The organism is Mesorhizobium sp. RCAM 06353 (assembly GCF_059683585.1).
This window is the reverse complement of the sequence record NZ_CM185031.1, coordinates 3,543,987-3,562,741: the sequence shown is the minus strand read 5'-3', so window position 1 is coordinate 3,562,741 and position 18,755 is coordinate 3,543,987. Positions and strand designations below refer to the sequence as shown.

Sequence of the window (18,755 nt, the reverse complement as noted above, 5' to 3'; positions counted from 1 at the left end):
AAATTCGCATCGATCAGGAGGAGCGCAGAAACGAATTTCGGATTCAAATCCATCACACCAGATGTCAGCGCCGCCAGCGGCGGAAGCCGTGGACCGTGTTGCCGTTCGGGCCGGTGAAGCTGCCGACCGAGCGGCCCCGGAACGGCCCGCGCGCCGACACTCGTTTTCCCGAAAAGGTCTGCCCGTTCGGCCCGGTGCCAGAATAGCTTCTGGCGCAGCGGTCAACAACGCCTCCCACGCATTTGGAACTCGACGTGTAGGTGGCGCCATTCGGACCGGTGCGGGTGGTCGAACCGGTATAGACGCCGCCGTCTTTGGTCACACCGCGGCTGATCTCGCCGCCATGCACGGTCGGGCGCTGCCACTCCTCGGCCGAGGCCGGCGAAGCGGTCCACCAGACAAGCATCGCACCGAGACATAAAATCGGAATCTTTACCGAAGACAACATGTCGTACTCCTTGTTTTGTAAAGGGAATGATCGAGCCGATCAGTTGGCACGGTCGGCTATCATCTTGCGGACGGTTGCGATCTCGTCCGCAGAAAGCCTGCCGTCGCCGTTGCGATCAACGAGGTCGAACAGCGGCATGCTGCTGGCGAACTCCTGTTGCGACACCTTGCCATCGCCATTTGTGTCGAGGCGGCGCCAGCGATTGCCAAGCCGCGCCTGCGCCACCTCGGCGCGATCCTTGATCGCCTGGCGGGCGCTCTCGATCTCCTTCTCGTCGATGACGCCATCGCCATTGCGGTCGAGCTTCCTGAACAAGCGCTCGCGGGCGGCCGTCATCTCATCCTTGGAGATGGCGCCGTCGCCATTGGTGTCGATCCGTTGCAGAATGCGCTGGCCGGGCATGTCCTGTGCCTGCGCCGCGCAGAGCGGTGCAAGCCCGATGAGCAAGGCCGCAATCAGTACTGAGCGTTTCATGATGATGTCCTTTCATTGTCAGGCCGCGGTGGCGACTGCTGACCGATACGCAGCGAGAGCCGGGCTCCTACGCTCGACACGCAAGATTCTTTGCCGGCCTTGAATTCTCTATCGCGGCGGGGATAGGCGGCTGTGCTGGCCGCACCTCGAAAAAATCATCTCGCGTTGCGTAGGAGCACAAAAGGTGCCGCGTAGAAGACTCTGCAAGGACGGTCCGCGGCGGACTATCCGACCAATGCGGAGACCAGCATGAACAAGATCGTCATGGCCTTTGCCGGCCTGCTGCTTGGCGCGGGTAGCGCCTGTGCGGCGGACGGCGGTGCCAGGGAACTCTTCCGGCGCATAGACACCAACGGCGACCGCAAGCTCGAATTCAGCGAAATCCAGGCCGCGCGGGCGCAGATGTTCGACCGGATGGATGCCAACCACAATGGTTTGCTCGACGCGGGCGAAGTGCGCACCGCGGTGGAACAGGTGAAGTCGAAGCGCGACTTCCAGGCCGCGCAATTCGCCGGCTTCCAGGCCCAGGCTGGCCGCATCGACCGCAATGGCGACGGCAAGATTTCACGTGACGAGTTTGCCGCCTTCATTCCCGACCGGTTGCTGCAGGCGGACACGAACGGCGATGGCGCGCTTTCGATCTCCGAACTGCGGGCGCTCCGACGTCAGTAATCCCCGAACCCTTCGACCCCATCCAACAGGAGTGAAAAGATGAAACGGACAATCACAGCGTTTTGCGGTTTGACGATTGGAGCTACGGTGCTGGCCTCGCCGGCCCAGGCCTTGCCGGTCGTGCCGGCCTCTGCCCCGGCATCGGTCACCACAGCGCCGACGCCAGTCTGGTTTCGGCGCGGCTTCTACGTTGTCGGCGGCGGATACTACTACAATGGCTATCGCGGCTATGTCCGCGTGCGGCCAGGCTATCGCTATTACAACGGCTACTGGTTCCCCGCCGCTGCCTTTGCCGCCGGTGTCGCGGCCGCGACCGTCGCGCCATTGCCGCCGCGTCCGGCCATCCGCCTGGAAGCCGCGCATGTGCGCTGGTGCTATGAGCGCTACGTCTCCTACCGTGCCTGGGACAACAGCTATCAGCCCTATAACGGGCCTCGCCAGCAATGCTGGTCGCCCTATAGTTGAACTGGGGGAATTGGTCCTGGATCGCCCCTGCGCGGAACGCCATGGAGAATGACATGATCGCCAATCGCTCGATGCCCGCGAGCGCGGTCATACCCGTGCTGTCCTATCCCGACGTCGAGACGGCCAGCCGCTGGCTCTGCCAGGTTTTTGGGTTCGAACAGAGGCTGGTCATCGGCAACCACCGCCACCAGCTCGGCTTCGGCGACGGAGCGGTGGTTGTCACCGGGCCGAAGAACGGCGAACCGATCCCAGAGCAGGCCGGCGCGCAGTTCGCGGTGATGGTGCGTGTCGAGGATGTCGACGCCCATCACAAGCGAGCTGCGCGCCATGGTGCCGTGATCCTGAGCCCGCCGACCAGCTACCCCTATGGCGAGCGCCAATATTCCTGCCGCGACTTCGCCGGCCACCGCTGGACGTTCTCACAATCGATCGCCGACGTCGCGCCTGAGGACTGGGGTGGCGTCGTGATCGGCAATCGAGCAGTCTTGGAATAGGCGTCGGTCCCGCCTCGGTCGCGATATCGTCGACCGGCAGCGATGCTTTCCAATTCATAACTCCAGGAAGGGGTAGAAGGCACGTCACACCGTTCGCAACCATTCCGTCAGCAACAGCTAATTGACAGTTTACGGGAAACGGCGCTCACTGGCCTGCACAGGTGGATCGCAGCATAGGCGGGCGATATCAACCGCCGGCGTCACCCTGGGGAGGATGCCATGCCAACCGTAATCGGCCATCACAACATCACGAAAGACAGCAAGCACTGGCTCAGTTCACCCAAGCGCAAGGAGCTTTTCGGCTCGCTGGGGATCACCAACATCCGCACCTTCGTCGATCCGCAGAACCCGAAACGGGTGGCCGTGATGATGGACGTTCCGGACATGGATAAAATGGCGGCGATGATGCAAAGCAAGGCAGCCGCCGACGCGATGGCGCACGATGGCGTGGTGCCGGAATCGCTGGTGATCCTGGTCGAGACGAAGGCGTAGCTACCAATCGAGGCGGACCGCGATCTTGCCGAAATAGCCGCCCTCCGCGAGCTGGCGGAACGCCTGGCCGATCTCCGCGACACTAAAGGTCCGGTCGATTACAGGCTCGATGCGCGCGGCGCTGATGGCCTGCATCGCACGACCGAGATCTTCGACGGAGCCGGTGTTGTTGCCTTGCACTCGAAGCGCCTTGACGATGATTGGCATCAGATCGAGTTCGAGCTTCGTTCCGGTCAGGAAACCGATCGTGTAGATCAGGCCGGTGTGGCGGGCGGCCGCGAGCGAGCGGGTGAATGTTTCGGGCCCGACGGTCTCCAGCACCAGGTCGACGCCGATGCCGTCGGTCAGGCGCCGGACCTCGTCATCCCAATCGGGAAATTTGCGGTAGTTCACCGTCTCGTCGGCGCCGAGCGCACGCGCGCGATCGAGTTTGGCATCGGATGACGAGGTGATGATGACGCGGGCGCCCCTGGCCTTGGCAAGTTGCAATGCGAAGATGGAAACGCCACCGGTTCCCAGGAGCAGCACCGTCGAGCCCGGCCCGGCATCGGCAACAGCGAGCGCATTCCAGGCCGTGGTCGCCGCGATGGGCAGCGTGGCGATCGCTTCCCATGACAGATGGTCCGCCGCCTTCACAACCGAAACGGCATCCACCGTCGCGATCTCGAGCAGCGAACCCGGCAGCGATACGCCGCGCATCGTATTTGCTTTCGCTGCCGTGGGGCGGCCCGCGATCCACAGCGCCTTGGGGTGAATGGCGACACGATCGCCGACCTTCAATCCGGTCACCCCCTCACCGATGGCAATGATCTCGCCCGATCCGTCGGCAACCGGCGTCAGCGGAAAGACGATGCCGGGATATTGCCCCTTGGCAAGGGCGAGATCGATGAAGTTCAGGCTGGCGGCGCGCATGCGCACATTCACCTGGCCGTGTTGTGGCGCCGGCGGTTCGGGCAACTCGATCTGGCTCAGAGCGTCGAGCGAGGGCTTGTTCAGGATGATGGCACGCATGTCTCGGTCCTTTCGGGATCATTGCACTGATATCATTTGACCACTGCAAAAAATGAATTGAAGAGAGAAATATTGCAGGTTATTACTGCGAAATATGCAGCAACCGGATGCCGTTCCTGATACCGACGCCCTGGCGGCATTCATCGCTGTCGCCGAGGAAGGCTCGTTCAGCGCCGCCGGCCATCGCCTCCACCGCGATGCAACCGTCATCTCGCGGCGTGTCCAGAACCTGGAGCAAAGTCTTGGCGTCCGGCTGGTCGAACGCTCGACGCGGCGGGTGGTGCTAACGGAAGCTGGTTATCTCTATCTCGGCCGGATTCGCCCCCTGCTGAGTGGCTTGCTGGCTGCTGGCCAGGAAGCAGGGCGGTTCACTGATGGCGAGCCACGAGGACGCTTGCGACTGGCTTTGCCAGGCAGCTTTGGCCGCATGTGGCTGATGCCCATGCTGGTCGATTTCCTTGAGGCCTATCCCGGAGTGACGCTCGACGTCGCCTTTTCCAACCGTTTCGTCGACCTGATCGGAGAAGGCTTCGATCTGGCCATACGCCTCGGGGTATTGCCCGACTCGCGGCTCATGACCCGCAAGCTGGCGGAGCGAAAGCGGATGATCTGCGCGTCGCCCTCCTATCTTCGACGGCGGGGCGTTCCGGCATCGCCCGGGGATCTCATCGGTCACGAGTGCCTGATCTTCGCCGGCAAGACGAACCCCAATGCATGGGAGTTCATCATGCCCGGTGCGAGGCAACTCGTGGTGCCCATTTCAGGACCTTTCATCTCGGACGATGCAGAAGCCTTGGTTCTGGCCGCCATTGCCGGGCAGGGATTGCTCTACGCAACGGATTGGCTTGTTGGACGCGAGCTTGCCGACGGACGTCTCGTGCGGATTCTCGAAGGCTTTCCGGTTCCCAGCGAGGGCGCCGTCTATATGGTGCATCCCTCATCCCGCCATGTCCCGAACAAGACCCGCGCATTCGCCGACTGGATCGTCGAGCGGTTTTCCGGGAGCCTGCCTTGGCAGGCATGACGTATCGCAAGCAGGTGATCGAGGGGCCGAATAGACCATTCTCGCCCCTGCTAAACAGCCATGAGCGCGGGATCTCTCCCGCGCCCATGCCGCTATCTCAGTTGCACTTCGGCTTGGCGCTGTTGCAGGCGTCGACCAGTTCGGCCGGCGGATCCTTGTGGAAGACGGTCTTGTAGGATTCCAGCACGTTGGACTGCACCACCGGCAGCGATTGCACGCCGACCCAGGCGGGCGTGGGTTGCCCGATCAGCGCCTTCATCATCGCCAGCGCCTCAGCGACACCCTGGTCATAGGGGCGCTGCGAACCGGTTGCCTTGAGCGGCCCGCCCTTGGCGATCTCGATCGCCGACTGCAGGCCGAGATCGACCGTGGTGATCGGAATGTCGATGCCTTGCGCGCGCATGGACGACAGCGTGTCGAGCGCCGGCTGATCCCACACCGCGTACAGGCCCTTCACATCGGGATTGCCGGTGAGGAAGTCGCCGGCGATCTGCGAGACCTTCGAGGGATCGGTGAAATCGACCTGCTTCATGACGATGTCGGGCCGGTTCTTTTTCATCCACTCGCTGACACCCTTGGTGCGCTCATTGGTGCTGAAATAGTCGACGCCGAAATTGACCAGGCCGATCGTACCGCCCTTGGGCATGCAGGACGCCAGGATCGTCGCCGCGATCTGGCCGTTGCCCTGGCTGTCGGCCGAGATCATCGAGGCAAAATCCTTTGGCGATGAGAGGCCGACCGGAATGCTGTCCATGAACACCAGCTTGATGCCGGCCTCGCCCACCTTCTTGTAGGTCGGCGCCGTCGCGGTGAAGTCGACGGGGATGGAAATGATGCCGTCCGGGTGCTGCTGGATGGTGTTTTCGATATCGGCGATCTGCTTGTCGACCTGATATTCGGCCGAGGCCACGCCGGTGACGGTGACGCCATATTTGGCCAGCGTTTCGCTGATGCCCGCCACTTGCAGCTGCGACCAGTCGAGGTTCACCGTCTGCATGGAGATGCCGACCTTGAACTTGCCGGCCTTGACCTTGGCGGCTTCATCGTCGGTCAGTTTCAGCTCGTCGGGCGAGGCTGCCTTTTCCCCATGCGGGCCCTGCCCGACAATGCCCTTGGGTCCGAGCGTCGCCAGGTCGACGCCGGTAACGCATGTGTCGGGCGTCTGCGCCAGGCTCATGGACGTCGACAGCGCGAAGGCGCTGGCGGCGAGGCTCAATGTTCCGAACAGGATTCGTGCCGAATGCTTCATGACTTTCCTCCGTTGATTTCTAGTGTTCGTATGCCGTTTGGAGCCGGCGGTTTTCTGCTGGTATTCGGTGATATCCGGGGATGCGCGCCTTACCTCCTCGTGAACGCGACCGCGGCGACGATGATTGCTCCCTTGATGACGAGTTGCAGCGACGAGCTGACGCCGAGCAGCACCAGACCGTTGTTGAGCGTGCCGATGATCAGGCTGCCGAGCAGCGTGCCGAGCACGAAGCCGCGGCCGCCGAACAGGCTGCAGCCGCCGAGAATGACCGAGGCGATGACGTCGAGCTCCATGCCTTGCACCACGTCGGGCCGCGCCGCGTGCGAACGCGCCGACAGGATAAGCGATGCCAACCCGGCGAGCGTGCCTGTCAGCACGAAGGCCAGCGTCGTGACCTGCTTGATATGGACGCCGGAATAGAGCGCCGCCGTCGGATTGCCGCCCGCCGCGTAAACCCGCCGTCCGTAGACGCTGTAATGCAGCAGCAAGATGCCGGCGATGGTGACGCCGAGCGTCCACAGGATCGGCGCCGGAATGCCGAGCACCGAGCCCTCGCCGAAGATGGCGAAATAATACTCGTTGGTGATGATCACCGGCTTGGTGTTGGTGACCATCAGCGCCAGCCCGCGCGCGCCGCTCAACGTGCCCAGCGTCACCAGGAAGGACGGGATTTCGAGGCGGGTGGTCAAGACACCGTTGATGAGCCCGATCAGCGCTCCGGTGCCCAGCCCGGCCACCGCGCCGACGACCCAGTTGTTGGCGACGAACGCCATGGCCAGCGATGCGCTCATGCCCGAGAGCGCCAGCGTCGAGGCGACCGACAGGTCGATCTGCCTGGAGATGATGACGAACGTCATGCCGACCGCAATGATCGACACCAGCGTCGTCTGCCGGCCGATGTTGAGGAAATTGTCGATCGACAGGAACCAGGGCGACGCCAGGCTGAAGACGATCAGCATGATGGCGAAGGCGACGTAGAGCATGTAGGGACGCTCGCCTTGCAGCAGATGCCGCAGCGCCGAGCGACCGCCCGGCTGGTTGGCAGCTTTTGCCGGGCTTTGGGTTTCGGTCATGCCGCGTGCTCTTCCGATGGCTGCGAAAGTTGAATGAGGTGATGGAGGTCTTCAGCGCTGCCGAATTCCGACCGCGCAATCGTCTTGGTGATCCGGCCATCGACCACGATCGAGATGCGATCACAGAGCTGCAGCAGTTCGGACAGATCCGAAGACACCAGCAGCACCCCGCTGCCGGCCACCGCCGCGGCACGAATGACGCCGTAGATCTCCTCGCGCGCGCCGACATCGACACCGACGGTCGGCTCGTCGAGCAACAGCACGCGCGGCCGCGGCTCGTTCCATTTGCCGAACACCACCTTCTGCTGGTTGCCGCCGGACAGGTTCTTCACCAGGGTCGACGCACCTGGCGCCTTGACGGCCAGCCGGCGCATCGCGGCATTGGCGTGGTCGCTGGCCGGACCGCGCTGCAGCCAGCCGAGACGAGAAAAATACGGCAAGCGCGGCAAGGTCAGATTGCGCTCGATCGAATGTTCGAGCACCAGCCCTTGCAGGTGCCGATCCTCCGGCACCAGCGCGATGCCCAGTTGTATCGCCGCCGCCGGGTCTGTGCCCTTCACCGACACGCCGTCGAGGCTGGCCTCGCCCGACTGGACGGGCCGCAAACCGAAGATGGTCTGCAGGATTTCGGTGCGGCCGCTGCCGATCAGCCCGGCGAGGCCGTGGATCTCGCCGCCGCGCAATTCGAGGTTGACGCGATCGAGCCTGTCATTGCTGACATCAGTCAATTCGAGCACGGGCATTGCAAGGGAACCAGTCGATGGCGGCAAGCTCTGCCCTGATGCCGCGCCGTCCGCCTTCAGAACAGCGTGGTCCGGCCCGACGATAGCGCCGACCAGTTGCCGCATATTGGTCTGCGCCGTGACGAATGTTCCGGCGTTCTGGCCGTCGCGGAACACGGTCACCCGGTTCGAAATGCGGAAGACCTCGTTGAGGCGATGCGTGACATAGATCACCCCGACGCCGCGCGCCGCGACCGCGCGAATGGCCTCGAACAGGATCTTCTCCTCATCGTCCGTCAGCGCCGAGGTCGGCTCGTCCAGGATGAGCAAGCGAACATCGCCCATCAGTGCCTTGGCGATCTCGGTCATCTGGCGATAGGCGAAAGGCAGCGACCCAACCATGGCGCGGGCATCGAGCGGGATGTTCTGCGATTTGAGGAAGGCTTCGGCCTGCGCCACCAGCTGGCGTTTTTTCAGGAAGCCGAGCCGCGTCTTCGGTTCTCGCCCCAAGAGCAGATTGTCGGCAACCGAAAGCGACTCGACCAAGCTCAGATCCTGGTAGACGACCGCCACGCCGGCATCGCGCGACTGGGCGGGCGAAGAAAACGACACCGGCTTGCCGTCGATGTCGATCGAGCCGCCATCATGCACATGCACGCCGCTCAGGATCTTGATCAGCGTCGATTTGCCGGCGCCGTTTTCACCAAGCAGCGCGTGGACTTCACCGGATTGGATTTCAAGACTGACGCCGCGCAGCGCATTGACACCGCCGAACCGCTTCCTGACGCCCTCGACGCGCAGCAAGGGGACCTCGGAAATCAGCGCAATCGAACCCTGTTCGATCATGACGCCCGCACTTCCTCCCTTTGACGCGTCCCCTACCCTGGGTCATCGAGAGTCTCTTTTGAGACTTCTCTTACTTTTTTTGTGACTTTTCCATCAGCGATGTGAAATGTCAAACGGAGTCGGATGGCGGCCGGAATGAATCCGGCCCAACCTCGCCGTTCTCGGTGATCACCGCATCAAAACCGTCCATGACCGAGAAGAAGGCGCGCTTGAGCTTGCCGATCTTGCTGGAGTCGATGACCAGGTAATTTTCGCGCGCCAGGCTCATCACCTTCTGTTTCACCACGGCCTCGTGGAAATGCTCGCAGGTGGCGCCGCGCTTGGCATCGACGCCGGCGGCCGACAGGAAGGCGGCGTTGATGCCGACGCTGTTCAAGATGTCGAAATCATGCGTGCCCGAGAAGGACGCCGACGCCGGATGATAGACGCCGCCCAGCATGATGATCGTGACATTGGCCTTGCGGCTCAGGCGCTCCGCCACATTCATGGCGTAACATATTGCCGTTATTCGATAATTGTCGGGAATGAGATCAACCAGATGGATCAGCGTCGTGCCGCAGTCGATGAAGATCGTCTCGTCGGGCCGTATCCTGCGCACCGCATGCGCGCAGGCCTCGCGCTTCGCCGCCGCATGGCTGTCGGCCGCGGTCGCCAGCTCGTAGGGAATATCGGCCTCGATCTCGGCCGCCGCCAATATGTGTCCGCCGAGATAGGCGATCTGCCCCTGGTTGGTGGCGATGTCGCGCCGCACCGTCATCTCGGAAACGCCGAGAAGCGTTGCCGCCTCGCTGAGATGGATAACCCGCCGCTGCGACAGCAGATCGATCAGCCGTGCCGTCCGTTGCGCTTTGCGAGCAGTCATGCGTTGGGCCTGTGCATCCCTTGAAATGTGAGGATTTTAACAACCGCTCGCATTCAGATGCAAGCGCGGCGTGCGGGTTCGCTCCGGGTCTCGTCAGGTGCGGCGTGAAAGATAGTCGCGAAGGCGATGCAGGCGCCGTTGAATCTCCGGCGTGTCGAACAGAAAGGGGCCGCCGCCGGGTCTGTAGCTCGCAAGATCTATGACAGCACTTTGAACAAACTCATCGTCAGGATAAGCCGCGTCGAGCAACACTTCCAAGCTGTTGGCGGCTGCCAGGCTGGTGTCCTCTCCACTGACGAACCTGTCCAGCAGCGAGCTGAGGTCGTCCACGGTGTCACCCCTTCTTGGCCCCAAACCGCAGCCCGTCCATCAAGAGCTTGACCAGCCGCCGCGAGCGGTCCCGCCACTCCGGGGTGTCGGGCGCCGAATAGATGCCGGACAGCGCGTGCAGCACGTCGGAGGCGTCGACATCGCCGCGGATGGTGCCGTCGGCCACAGCCGCCTCGACCAGTTGCCGCAAGGCCTGCGATACCCGGCCCGACGTGTCCGAGAACAGCGTCGAATTGGTGCTGAGCAGGATGCGCAGGCTGGTCGCCAGGCCGCGCTTGGTGGCGATGTAGTCGACGAAGCGCTGCATCCACTGCTCCAGCGCGACATCGGACGGATGTTTTGCCGCGAGATCACCGGCGGCCGCGCACAGCCCCTCCGCCTCGCGCCGGTAGACCACCTCGACCAGATGCTCGCGCGTCGGAAAATGCCGGTAGAGCGTGCCGATGCCGACACCGGCGCGGCGCGCGATCTCCTCCAGCGAAGCGTCGATGCCGCGCTCGGCAAAGACCGATGCCGCCACCTCGACCAGCCGGTCGCGGTTGCGCTGCGCATCGGCGCGCAGCCGCTTGGCCACGGCGGCGTCGGTCTTCTGTTCAGCGCTGGATGGCTCTGCGGCCAATTTCTTTCTCCACATCGTGTCGGGGGGCTTGAACCGGGTCGGTTCAGGCCCCACGTTAATAAACGGAGGCACCTCCGCTTTAGTGGAGTGCCTTTATCATATAAGAAGGGGAAGCGGTATGTCACGTCTTTCGAACCTGCAAGCCGACATCTCCCCTGCCCGCCCGTTACCCGGGAGATCCGCTGCCATCTCCACCTCCGCCCACACCTGACCATAAGGTTACCTTGCCCTTCGCCGGCAAGGCACCAGTTCACGTCCCATCCGCGTCAAGCAAACTGGAGCCAGACGCCCATGACCAGCCTTCCCATCACCCTCACCATCAACGGACACCGACACGAGCTGGAGGTCGATCCGCGCGTAACCCTGCTCGACCTGTTGCGCGAGCGGCTTGACCTCACCGGCACCAAGAAGGGCTGCGACCGCGGCCAGTGCGGCGCCTGCACGGTGCTGGTCGACGGCAAGCGCATCAACTCCTGCCTGGCGCTGGCGGTCAGCCATGACGGCGCCGATGTCTTGACCATCGAAGGCGTCGCCCACGGTGAAGAGCTGCATCCGGTGCAAGCCGCCTTCATCGCCCATGACGGCTTCCAGTGCGGTTTCTGCACGCCCGGCCAGATCATGAGCACGCTCGGCCTGATCGCCGAGGGACAGGCCGGCGACGATCCAGAACGCATCCGCGAGGGGCTGAGCGGCAACATATGCCGCTGCGCGGCCTATGGCGGCATCGTCGAGGCCGTCCTGGAAGCCCAGGAAAAACTTGCCACAGCCGACCGGAGGGCCGCGGCATGAGAGACTTCGACTATATCAGACCCGCCACCATTCCCGACGCCATCGCGGCGGCGGCCGAGCCGGGTTCGGCCTACCTGGCCGGCGGCACCAATCTGCTCGACCTGATGAAGGGCGGCATCACCAGCCCCGAGCGCATCGTCGACATCTCTCGGCTGCCGGAACTCAACCGCATCGAGCGGCTGGACGATGGCGGCCTGCGCATCGGTGCGCTGGTCCGCAATGCCGATCTCGCCCATGACGCGGCGTTCGCAAAAGCCTATCCGGCGGTGGCCGAAGCGCTGCTGTCGGGTGCCTCGGCGCAGCTTCGCAACGCCGCCACGGTCGGCGGCAATCTCCTGCAACGCACGCGCTGCAGCTATTTCTACGACACCGCCAGCGCCTGCAACAAGCGTGTATCAGGCGCCGGCTGCGATGCACTGGGCGGCGAGAACCGCCTGCACGCCGTGCTCGGCTGGAGCGATGCCTGCATCGCCACCCACCCGTCGGACTTCTGCGTGCCGCTGGTGGCGCTCGACGCCGTCGTCGAGATCGAGGGCAAGGAGGGCCGGCGCCACGTCACGCTGGCTGAATTCCATCGGCTTCCCGGCGAAACGCCGCAGCGGGAGAATGCGCTGGAGCACGGCGACCTGATCGTGTCGGTGCGCCTGCCGGCGGAGGCCGCCTCCTTCGCCGCCAATGCCCGTTACCTGAAAATCCGCGAGCGCACCTCCTATGCTTTCGCCGTCGTCTCGGCCGCCGCAGCCCTTGTCGTCGATGGCGGCAAGATCCGCGCCGCGAGGCTGGCACTCGGCGGCGTCGCGGCCAAGCCGTGGCGAGCGCGTTCGGCGGAAGCCGTCCTGCTCGGCGCCGACGCCAACGAGGCGACCTTCGCCAGTGCGGCGGACGCCGCCTTGGCCGATGCCAGCCCCTCCGGCGACAATGCGTTCAAAATCGAGCTTGCCCGCCGCATCGTGGTCAGGGCGCTGAAATCTGCCCTGGCGGGAACGCCCGAGCGGCTGCCGGCCCTTCCTGCCTCCCCGTTCTCAAACACTCCCGGAGCGCGCCATGACGCTTGAACTCAGCCTCAACCAGCAGCCCGCCCATGCCCGGCAGGGCTCCAGCATCGGTCAGCCACTGACCCGCCGCGACGGCTTCCTGAAAGTCACCGGGGCCGCGCGCTACGCAGCCGACAACCATCCGCCCGGCATGCTCTACGCCGTGCTCGCTGTCTCCAGCATCGCGCGCGGCCGCGTTGCCTCGCTGGATGTCGAGGCAGCCAAGGCGCACAAGGGCGTGGTCGAGGTGATGACGCCCAAGAACCGGCCGGCGCTCGCCGCCGATCCGGATGCCAAGGACCATCCCTTCATGTTCCGGCTCGACCTGCTGCAGAACGACCGGGTGCGCTACCCCAACCAGAGCATCGCCGTGGTGATCGCCGAAACGCTGGAGGCGGCGACCGAGGGGGCGGCGCTGCTCTCGCCGACCTATGAAGCACTGCCGGCGCGCGTCGGTCTCGACGGTGCCGAAAGCTTCGTGCCGCGTGGGGTCGGCGTCGGCAATCCGGCCGTTCAGCACAAGGGCGATGTCGAGGCCGGCCTCAAATCGGCAAAGACCCGGATCGAGGCCACCTACGAGACGCCGGCCCAGTACCACAACGCCATGGAGCCGCACGCGATCGTCGCCGCCTGGGATGGCGACCGGCTGTCGATCGACACGCCGAGCCAGGGCCTGGCCATGGCGCAAGGCCGCATCGCCGGCCTGTTCGGCATCGCGCCGCAAAACATCCACATCCGCAGCCCTTTCCTCGGCGGCGGCTTCGGATCGAAAGGCATGATTTCCGGGCCGCAGGTGCTGGGCATCCTGGCAGCGCGTCTCGTTGGCCGTCCCGTCAAGCTGGTGTTGCGGCGCGAGCAGATGTACGGGCCGGTCGGCCACCGCGCGCCGACGCTCCAGACCTTGCGCATGGGCATGGATGGCGAGGGGCGGCTGACGGCCATCGACCATCACGCCAAGACCACGTCGAGCACCTTCGACGATTTCTTCGAACCGGCGGCGGACGCCTCGCACACGCTCTATGCCAGCCCTGCCATCACCACTTCGCACGAGGCGGTGCGGCTCGACACCGGCACGCCGCTGTTCATGCGCGCTCCCGGCGAAGCCACCGGCTCGATCGCGCTCGAGAGCGCCATCGATGAGGCAGCGCATGCCTGTGGCATGGACCCGCTGGAATTCCGGCTGCGCAACTATGCCGAGGTCGAGCCGATGACCGGCAAGCCGTTTTCCTCCAAGGCATTGCGCGAATGCTACAGCCAGGCCGCGAAGGCATTCGGCTGGGCGAGCCGCCCGCTTCAGCCCCGGTTGATGCGCGACGCCGACGGTTTCCTCACCGGCTGGGGCGTGGGCACGGCGACATTCCCGGCCCTGATGTTCCAGGCTGAAGCGCGGGCGGTGCTGAGGGCCGACGGCAGCGGCCTGATGGAGACCGGCGCGCAGGATATGGGGCAAGGTGCCTGGACCGCCTTCGCCCAGATCGCCGCCGACGGGCTGGGGCTCGACATCGATCAGGTCGATTTCCGGGCCGGCAGCTCCGATCTGCCCAATGCGGGCATTGCCGGCGGCTCCGGCCACACGGCGACTGCCGGCATGGCGATCCACAATGCGGGTGCCGCCGTGATCGCCAGGCTCGCCGATCTCGCCACCGGCAACGAGGCCTCGCCGCTGTTCGGCGCCGGCAATGAGGGCGTTGTGGCGCGCGGCGGCCGGCTGTATCGCCGCGACGATGAAAGCCGCGGTGAAAGCTACGCCGAGATCCTCACGCGCGCCGGCCTGACGGAGATCGAAGGCCATGGCAAGGGCGCCCCGGACCCGGCGTCCCAGGAGACCTATGCCAAGCACGCGCATGGCGCCGTCTTCGCCGAGGTCAAGGTCGATCCCGATTTCGGCCAGATCCGCGTCACCAGGCTGGTCGGCGCCTTCGCCGCAGGGCGGGTCATCAATCCCAGGCTTGTGCGCAGCCAGTATTATGGCGGCATGATCTGGGGCGTCTCCTTCGCGCTGCACGAGGAAGCCATCACAGACCGGCGCTCGGGCCGGATCCAGAACGCCAACCTCGCCGAATACCATGTCCCGGTGAATACCGACGTGCCGTCGGTCGAGGCGATCCTGGTCCATGAGGACGATCCTTACGTCAATGCGCTCGGCATCAAGGGCGTCGGCGAAATCGGCGTCACCGGCACGGCTGGCGCGGTTGCCAACGCCGTCTGGCATGCAACCGGCGTGCGGCCTCGCCGCTTTCCGATCCGCATCGAGGATCTGCTGGCCTGAGAAGTGACGAACCCCCGGAGCGAAAGCGCCGGACGGACAGGTGGGCCTCCACCTGTCCAACATGAAATAATTCCACCAGCGTCAAGCAACTGGAGCCCGACGCCCATGACGAAAATCCCCGTACATCTCGACATTAACGGCACACATCATCAGCTGGAACTCGAACCCCGCGTGACGCTGCTCGATGCCTTGCGCGAGCGGCTCGGCCTGACCGGCACCAAGAAGGGCTGCGACCACGGCCAGTGCGGCGCCTGCACCGTGCATGTCGATGGCGAGCGCGTGCTGGCGTGTCTCACGCTGGCGGCACAAGCCCAGGGCCGCACCATCACCACCATAGAGGGGCTTGCACGGGAGGGCGAACTGCATCCCGTGCAAGCTGCCTTCCTCGAGCAGGACGCCTTCCAGTGCGGCTATTGCACACCTGGCCAGATCATGTCGGCGGTGGCCTGCATCCGCGAGGGCCATGCCGGCTCGGATGAGGAAATCCGCGAATACATGGCCGGCAATCTCTGCCGCTGCGGCGCCTATCCGCACATTGTCGCTGCTGTCCGCCAGGCAGCCCTGGAGGTCGCGTCATGAGGGACTTTTCGTACCTGCGCGCCACTTCGGTCGATGCCGCACGCCAGGCGGCCGCCCTGCCCGGCGCCATGCTGCTGGCCGGCGGCACGACGCTGATCGACCTCGCCAAATGCGGCGTTGCCGAGCCCGATAGCCTGGTCGACATCACCCATCTCAAGGGGCTGGACCGGATCGAAGTGAATGAGCGCGGCGCCACCATCGGCGCGCTCGCCAGAATGGGCCATGTCGCCGACCATGCCGACATCAAGAGCCGCTTCCCCGCCATCTCCGAAGCGCTGTGGCAGGCGGCGTCCGCGCAGATCCGCAACATGGCGACCATCGGCGGCAATCTGATGCAGCGCACGCGCTGCCCCTATTTCCGCGATCCCTCCAACTTTTCCGCCTGTAACAAGCGTGAACCCGGCTCTGGCTGTTCGGCGATCGGCGGTGTCACAAGAGGACATGCGGTGCTCGGCACCAGCGAGGCCTGCATCGCCATGTATCCCGGCGACCTCGCCACCGCTCTGGTCGCCTTCGACGCAACAGTCCATCTCGGCGAGCGGCGCATCCCGGTCGACGACTTCTTCCTGCTGCCGGGCACCACGCCCGACAGGGAACATGCGATCGGGCCGGGCGAGATGATCACCGCCATCGAAATCCCCGCATCCGCCGCCGCCCGCCGCTCGACCTATCTGAAGATCCGCGACCGGCAATCCTATGAATTCGCTGCCGCAAGTGCGGCGGTTGGCCTCGAATTGGAAGCCGATGGCCGCACCGTCCGCGACCTGCGCGTCGCGCTCGGCGGCATCGCTACAAAACCGTGGCGGGCGCGGGCCGTGGAAGACGCGCTGAAGGGCAAGGTGCTGGAGCCGGAAGCCGTTCGCGCCGCCAGCCTGCTCGCCGTCGAAGGCGCCGTCGACCATGGCGCCAACCACTACAAGATCGAGCTCGCGCCGCGCGTTGTCGCCCGCGCCATCCTCAAATTGGGAGAGACGGCATGACCGTTCACATCGCAAGACATGGCGACGCCGCCGACGGCGTGGTGGCGGAAGCCGTCGGCGGCCGGCTGTCGCGCGTCGACGGCCCGGCCAAGATCACGGGTGCCGCGAAATACGCCGTCGAGCAGCAGCTCGAAGGTCTCGCCTATGCCGTGCTGGTCGAGAGCACGATTGCATCCGGCAAGGTGCGCGCGATCGACACGAAAGCAGCCGAGGCAGCGCCCGGCGTTCTGCAAGTGCTGACGCCCGACACCATCATCAGCCTGAGGACCGCGGCGGACTGGTTCGGCACGCCGCCGCCCGACAAGCCCTACTGCCCGCTGGCGCGCGACATCACCTTCTCGGGCCAGCACGTCGCCGCTGTCGTGGCGGAGACCTTCGAGCAGGCGGTCGCTGCAGCCGCGCTCGTCAAGGTCAGCTATGACGAGACGGCGGCAATCGTCGACCTCAGCGACGGCAAGGCCGGCGACGGCATTCCGATCGACGCCATGACCAAGGAATGGGGCGATGCGCCCGCCGCCTTCGCTTCGGCGCCGGTGCGGATCTGCGCCGCCTACAACACGCCGCGCGAATACCAGGCGCCTATGGAGCCGCACGGGCTGATTGCCCGCTGGGAAGGCGATCATCTCACCGTCTGGGAGCCGAGCCAGTGGCTCGACGGCATGGCCCGCACCTATGCCGAATGGTTCGAAGTGCCGTTCGAGAATGTCCGGCTGGTCTCGCCCTATATTGGCGGCGGCTTCGGCTCCAAGGCGCTGGCGCTCAGCCATGGCGCGGTGGCCGCCAGTGCCGCCAAAATGCTGGGCCGACCGGTGAAACTGGCGATGACCCGGCCGCAGACTTTTACCGGCTATGGCGGCCGCGCCGCGACGCGGCAGACGGTGACGATCGGCGCCGACCATGACGGCGTGATCCAGTCGATCGTGCATCGCGGCGTCAACGAGACATCGATGGACGGCATGTGGGTCGAGCCACTCGGCTCGGTCACCTCGATCATGTACGCGACGCCGAATTTCTCCTCCAAGCAGAATGTCGTGCGGGTCAATTCCGTCGTGCCGGGCGCCATGCGCGCACCAGGCGAAAACCCCTCGGCCTTCGGCATCGAAAGCGCCATCGACGAGCTCGCCTATGAGGTCGGCATCGATCCGCTGGAGATTCGCCTCAGGAACTACGCCGAGCAGGACCCGCACGCGAAAAAGGCATGGTCGACCAGGCAGTTGCGCGAGGCTTTTGCCGCAGGTGCCGAGCGTTTCGGCTGGGCCAGGCGCTCGCCAAATCCGCGCTCGATGCGTGACGGCAACCAGCTGATCGGCTGGGGCGTCGCCGCCGGCACCTATCCGGTGCGGCGCGCCTATGGCGAGGCGATCGTGCGCATCCTGGCCAACGGCTCGGTCGAGGTCGAAAGCTCCTCGATCGACATGGGCCAGGGCACCTACACCATCCTGGCGCAGACCGCCGCCGAGACGGTCGGCGTGCCGGCCGACGACGTGGTGGTGAAACTGGGCGACTCCCGCTTTCCCCGCGCCGGCGTCACCGGCGGCTCGCGGCTGGCGGGCGTGATGACAGGTGCCGTCTACAAGGCCGCGACCTCGGCGCTTGACCAGTTGGTGGGGCTGGCCATCAGCGACCCGCGCTCGCCCTTCCACGCGCTGCAGGCCAACACGCTGGTTGTCGCCAACGGCCGCATCGGCTCGCCACGCGGTGATGGCCCGGATATCTCGATCGCCGAACTGCTCAAGAGCGTCGGCCGCGACCAGATCGAAGCCACCGGCGACACCATGCCGGCCAATTCGACCGCCGAGGAGCGCTACAAGAACTACACCACCATCGCCATGTCGGTGCCGCACACCGAGGGCGACTATTCCCGTCACTCCTGGTGCGCGCATTTCATCGAGGTGCGGGTCGATGAGGATTTCGGCACGGTGCGTGTGTCGCGCGTCGTGTCGGCGCTGGATTCCGGCCGGCTCTACAACCCCAAACTCGCCGAAAGCCAGTGGAAGGGCGGCATCACCATGGGCATCGGCCAGGCACTGCTGGAGGAAGGCATCATGGACCGCCGCCACGGCCGCATCGTCAACAACAACCTCGCCGACTACCTCGTGCCGACCAATGCCGACATTCCCGACATCGAGGTGATCTCGGTCGGGATACCCGACCTGCATTCCTCGGTGCTCGGTGGCAAGGGTGTCGGTGAACTGGCCATTGTCGGCGTGGCACCCGCGATCGCCAACGCGGTGTTCCACGCGACAGGCAAGAGAGTGCGGGACCTGCCGATCACGCTGGAGAAGCTGATCTAAGGACGGCCGCCGCCAGTCTCGAATGCCTT

20 protein-coding genes are annotated in these 18,755 nt (G+C 64.9%); 11 read left to right on the top strand and 9 right to left on the bottom strand.

The features are described from left to right. Positions 1 to 64: 64 nt before the first annotated feature. Both AC56QX_RS17175 and AC56QX_RS17170 read right to left on the bottom strand, forming a co-directional pair. Positions 65 to 448, bottom strand: a complete 384-nt coding sequence (locus tag AC56QX_RS17175) for a hypothetical protein (protein ID WP_497117591.1) — start codon at positions 446 to 448, stop codon at positions 65 to 67. A 39-nt stretch (positions 449 to 487) separates the two neighbouring features. Next, on the bottom strand, positions 488 to 922 hold the full coding sequence (locus AC56QX_RS17170; RefSeq protein WP_497117589.1) for an EF-hand domain-containing protein: 435 nt from the start codon (positions 920 to 922) through the stop codon (positions 488 to 490). A gap of 249 nt (positions 923 to 1,171) precedes the next feature. On the opposite strand from AC56QX_RS17170, the gene AC56QX_RS17165 reads away from it, so the two are divergent. From AC56QX_RS17165 to AC56QX_RS17150, 4 genes are all read left to right on the top strand, one after another. Further along, complete coding sequence (locus tag AC56QX_RS17165) at positions 1,172 to 1,594, top strand: EF-hand domain-containing protein (protein WP_497117587.1); 423 nt, start codon at positions 1,172 to 1,174, stop codon at positions 1,592 to 1,594. Between the two features lie 39 nt (positions 1,595 to 1,633). After that, on the top strand, positions 1,634 to 2,059 hold the full coding sequence (locus tag AC56QX_RS17160; RefSeq protein WP_497117586.1) for a BA14K family protein: 426 nt from the start codon (positions 1,634 to 1,636) through the stop codon (positions 2,057 to 2,059). 53 nt (positions 2,060 to 2,112) lie between these two features. Then, a complete protein-coding gene (locus AC56QX_RS17155) occupies positions 2,113 to 2,553 on the top strand; it encodes a VOC family protein (protein ID WP_497117585.1) in 441 nt (146 codons plus the stop codon). A gap of 219 nt (positions 2,554 to 2,772) precedes the next feature. After that, positions 2,773 to 3,045: a hypothetical protein gene (locus AC56QX_RS17150; protein ID WP_497117583.1), complete on the top strand. Its 273-nt coding sequence runs from the start codon at positions 2,773 to 2,775 to the stop codon at positions 3,043 to 3,045. Here AC56QX_RS17150 and AC56QX_RS17145 read toward each other — a convergent pair whose 3' ends face one another. Next, positions 3,046 to 4,056 carry a zinc-dependent alcohol dehydrogenase family protein gene (locus AC56QX_RS17145; RefSeq protein ID WP_497117581.1) on the bottom strand — a complete coding sequence of 337 codons (1,011 nt, stop codon included), beginning with the start codon at positions 4,054 to 4,056 and terminating at the stop codon, positions 3,046 to 3,048. 94 nt (positions 4,057 to 4,150) lie between these two features. Here AC56QX_RS17145 and AC56QX_RS17140 point away from each other — a divergent pair, with 94 nt between their 5' ends. After that, positions 4,151 to 5,080, top strand: a complete 930-nt coding sequence (locus AC56QX_RS17140; protein WP_497117580.1) for a LysR family transcriptional regulator — start codon at positions 4,151 to 4,153, stop codon at positions 5,078 to 5,080. Positions 5,081 to 5,177: 97 nt separating this feature from the next. Here the strand turns inward: AC56QX_RS17140 and AC56QX_RS17135 are convergent, their stop codons facing one another. The 6 genes from AC56QX_RS17135 to AC56QX_RS17110 all read right to left on the bottom strand — a co-directional run bounded on the left by AC56QX_RS17135 (position 5,178) and on the right by AC56QX_RS17110 (position 10,796). Further along, the gene (locus tag AC56QX_RS17135) at positions 5,178 to 6,329 is read right to left on the bottom strand and encodes a substrate-binding domain-containing protein (RefSeq protein ID WP_497117579.1); all 1,152 of its coding nucleotides are present in this window, start codon (positions 6,327 to 6,329) and stop codon (positions 5,178 to 5,180) included. A gap of 89 nt (positions 6,330 to 6,418) precedes the next feature. Beyond that, positions 6,419 to 7,402, bottom strand: coding sequence for an ABC transporter permease (locus AC56QX_RS17130; protein WP_497117577.1), 984 nt, complete (start codon positions 7,400 to 7,402; stop codon positions 6,419 to 6,421). After that, positions 7,399 to 8,970 carry a sugar ABC transporter ATP-binding protein gene (locus AC56QX_RS17125; protein WP_497117575.1) on the bottom strand — a complete coding sequence of 524 codons (1,572 nt, stop codon included), beginning with the start codon at positions 8,968 to 8,970 and terminating at the stop codon, positions 7,399 to 7,401. Before AC56QX_RS17125 ends, AC56QX_RS17130 begins: the two co-directional genes overlap by 4 nt. A 109-nt stretch (positions 8,971 to 9,079) precedes the next feature. Continuing rightward, positions 9,080 to 9,832 carry a DeoR family transcriptional regulator gene (locus AC56QX_RS17120; RefSeq protein WP_497117574.1) on the bottom strand — a complete coding sequence of 251 codons (753 nt, stop codon included), beginning with the start codon at positions 9,830 to 9,832 and terminating at the stop codon, positions 9,080 to 9,082. A gap of 93 nt (positions 9,833 to 9,925) precedes the next feature. After that, on the bottom strand, positions 9,926 to 10,162 hold the full coding sequence (locus AC56QX_RS17115; protein WP_497117572.1) for a hypothetical protein: 237 nt from the start codon (positions 10,160 to 10,162) through the stop codon (positions 9,926 to 9,928). Positions 10,163 to 10,166: 4 nt separating this feature from the next. Next, positions 10,167 to 10,796, bottom strand: coding sequence for a TetR/AcrR family transcriptional regulator (locus AC56QX_RS17110; protein ID WP_497117571.1), 630 nt, complete (start codon positions 10,794 to 10,796; stop codon positions 10,167 to 10,169). A gap of 276 nt (positions 10,797 to 11,072) precedes the next feature. Between AC56QX_RS17110 and AC56QX_RS17105 the strand changes: the two genes are divergently transcribed. From AC56QX_RS17105 to AC56QX_RS17080, 6 genes are all read left to right on the top strand, one after another. Next, positions 11,073 to 11,570: a (2Fe-2S)-binding protein gene (locus AC56QX_RS17105; protein WP_183461428.1), complete on the top strand. Its 498-nt coding sequence runs from the start codon at positions 11,073 to 11,075 to the stop codon at positions 11,568 to 11,570. Continuing rightward, entirely contained in the window at positions 11,567 to 12,625 is a 1,059-nt protein-coding gene (locus AC56QX_RS17100; RefSeq protein WP_497117569.1) for an FAD binding domain-containing protein, read from the top strand. Before AC56QX_RS17105 ends, AC56QX_RS17100 begins: the two co-directional genes overlap by 4 nt. Continuing rightward, positions 12,615 to 14,873: a xanthine dehydrogenase family protein molybdopterin-binding subunit gene (locus AC56QX_RS17095; RefSeq protein ID WP_497117567.1), complete on the top strand. Its 2,259-nt coding sequence runs from the start codon at positions 12,615 to 12,617 to the stop codon at positions 14,871 to 14,873. The genes AC56QX_RS17100 and AC56QX_RS17095 overlap by 11 nt, the downstream gene beginning before the upstream one ends. Positions 14,874 to 14,978: 105 nt before the next feature. After that, positions 14,979 to 15,452 carry a (2Fe-2S)-binding protein gene (locus AC56QX_RS17090; RefSeq protein ID WP_497117565.1) on the top strand — a complete coding sequence of 158 codons (474 nt, stop codon included), beginning with the start codon at positions 14,979 to 14,981 and terminating at the stop codon, positions 15,450 to 15,452. Beyond that, a complete protein-coding gene (locus tag AC56QX_RS17085; RefSeq protein ID WP_497117564.1) occupies positions 15,449 to 16,432 on the top strand; it encodes an FAD binding domain-containing protein in 984 nt (327 codons plus the stop codon). Before AC56QX_RS17090 ends, AC56QX_RS17085 begins: the two co-directional genes overlap by 4 nt. Further along, the gene (locus AC56QX_RS17080) at positions 16,429 to 18,726 is read left to right on the top strand and encodes a xanthine dehydrogenase family protein molybdopterin-binding subunit (RefSeq protein ID WP_497117562.1); all 2,298 of its coding nucleotides are present in this window, start codon (positions 16,429 to 16,431) and stop codon (positions 18,724 to 18,726) included. Before AC56QX_RS17085 ends, AC56QX_RS17080 begins: the two co-directional genes overlap by 4 nt. Positions 18,727 to 18,755 lie beyond the last annotated feature (29 nt).

Excerpts from the sequence above, each read along its gene's own strand:
- AC56QX_RS17150 (WP_497117583.1), top strand. The coding sequence starts at position 2,773 with ATGCCAACCGTAATCGGCCATCACAACATCACGAAAGACAGCAAGCAC.
- AC56QX_RS17125 (WP_497117575.1), bottom strand. The coding sequence starts at position 8,970 with ATGATCGAACAGGGTTCGATTGCGCTGATTTCCGAGGTCCCCTTGCTG.
- AC56QX_RS17165 (WP_497117587.1), top strand. The coding sequence starts at position 1,172 with ATGAACAAGATCGTCATGGCCTTTGCCGGCCTGCTGCTTGGCGCGGGT.
- AC56QX_RS17170 (WP_497117589.1), bottom strand. The coding sequence starts at position 922 with ATGAAACGCTCAGTACTGATTGCGGCCTTGCTCATCGGGCTTGCACCG.
- AC56QX_RS17175 (WP_497117591.1), bottom strand. The coding sequence starts at position 448 with ATGTTGTCTTCGGTAAAGATTCCGATTTTATGTCTCGGTGCGATGCTT.
- AC56QX_RS17135 (WP_497117579.1), bottom strand. The coding sequence starts at position 6,329 with ATGAAGCATTCGGCACGAATCCTGTTCGGAACATTGAGCCTCGCCGCC.
- AC56QX_RS17105 (WP_183461428.1), top strand. The coding sequence starts at position 11,073 with ATGACCAGCCTTCCCATCACCCTCACCATCAACGGACACCGACACGAG.
- AC56QX_RS17090 (WP_497117565.1), top strand. The coding sequence starts at position 14,979 with ATGACGAAAATCCCCGTACATCTCGACATTAACGGCACACATCATCAG.
- AC56QX_RS17145 (WP_497117581.1), bottom strand. The coding sequence starts at position 4,056 with ATGCGTGCCATCATCCTGAACAAGCCCTCGCTCGACGCTCTGAGCCAG.
- AC56QX_RS17110 (WP_497117571.1), bottom strand. The coding sequence starts at position 10,796 with ATGTGGAGAAAGAAATTGGCCGCAGAGCCATCCAGCGCTGAACAGAAG.
- AC56QX_RS17130 (WP_497117577.1), bottom strand. The coding sequence starts at position 7,402 with ATGACCGAAACCCAAAGCCCGGCAAAAGCTGCCAACCAGCCGGGCGGT.
- AC56QX_RS17095 (WP_497117567.1), top strand. The coding sequence starts at position 12,615 with ATGACGCTTGAACTCAGCCTCAACCAGCAGCCCGCCCATGCCCGGCAG.
- AC56QX_RS17140 (WP_497117580.1), top strand. The coding sequence starts at position 4,151 with ATGCAGCAACCGGATGCCGTTCCTGATACCGACGCCCTGGCGGCATTC.
- AC56QX_RS17120 (WP_497117574.1), bottom strand. The coding sequence starts at position 9,832 with ATGACTGCTCGCAAAGCGCAACGGACGGCACGGCTGATCGATCTGCTG.
- AC56QX_RS17155 (WP_497117585.1), top strand. The coding sequence starts at position 2,113 with ATGATCGCCAATCGCTCGATGCCCGCGAGCGCGGTCATACCCGTGCTG.
- AC56QX_RS17160 (WP_497117586.1), top strand. The coding sequence starts at position 1,634 with ATGAAACGGACAATCACAGCGTTTTGCGGTTTGACGATTGGAGCTACG.
- AC56QX_RS17100 (WP_497117569.1), top strand. The coding sequence starts at position 11,567 with ATGAGAGACTTCGACTATATCAGACCCGCCACCATTCCCGACGCCATC.
- AC56QX_RS17085 (WP_497117564.1), top strand. The coding sequence starts at position 15,449 with ATGAGGGACTTTTCGTACCTGCGCGCCACTTCGGTCGATGCCGCACGC.
- AC56QX_RS17080 (WP_497117562.1), top strand. The coding sequence starts at position 16,429 with ATGACCGTTCACATCGCAAGACATGGCGACGCCGCCGACGGCGTGGTG.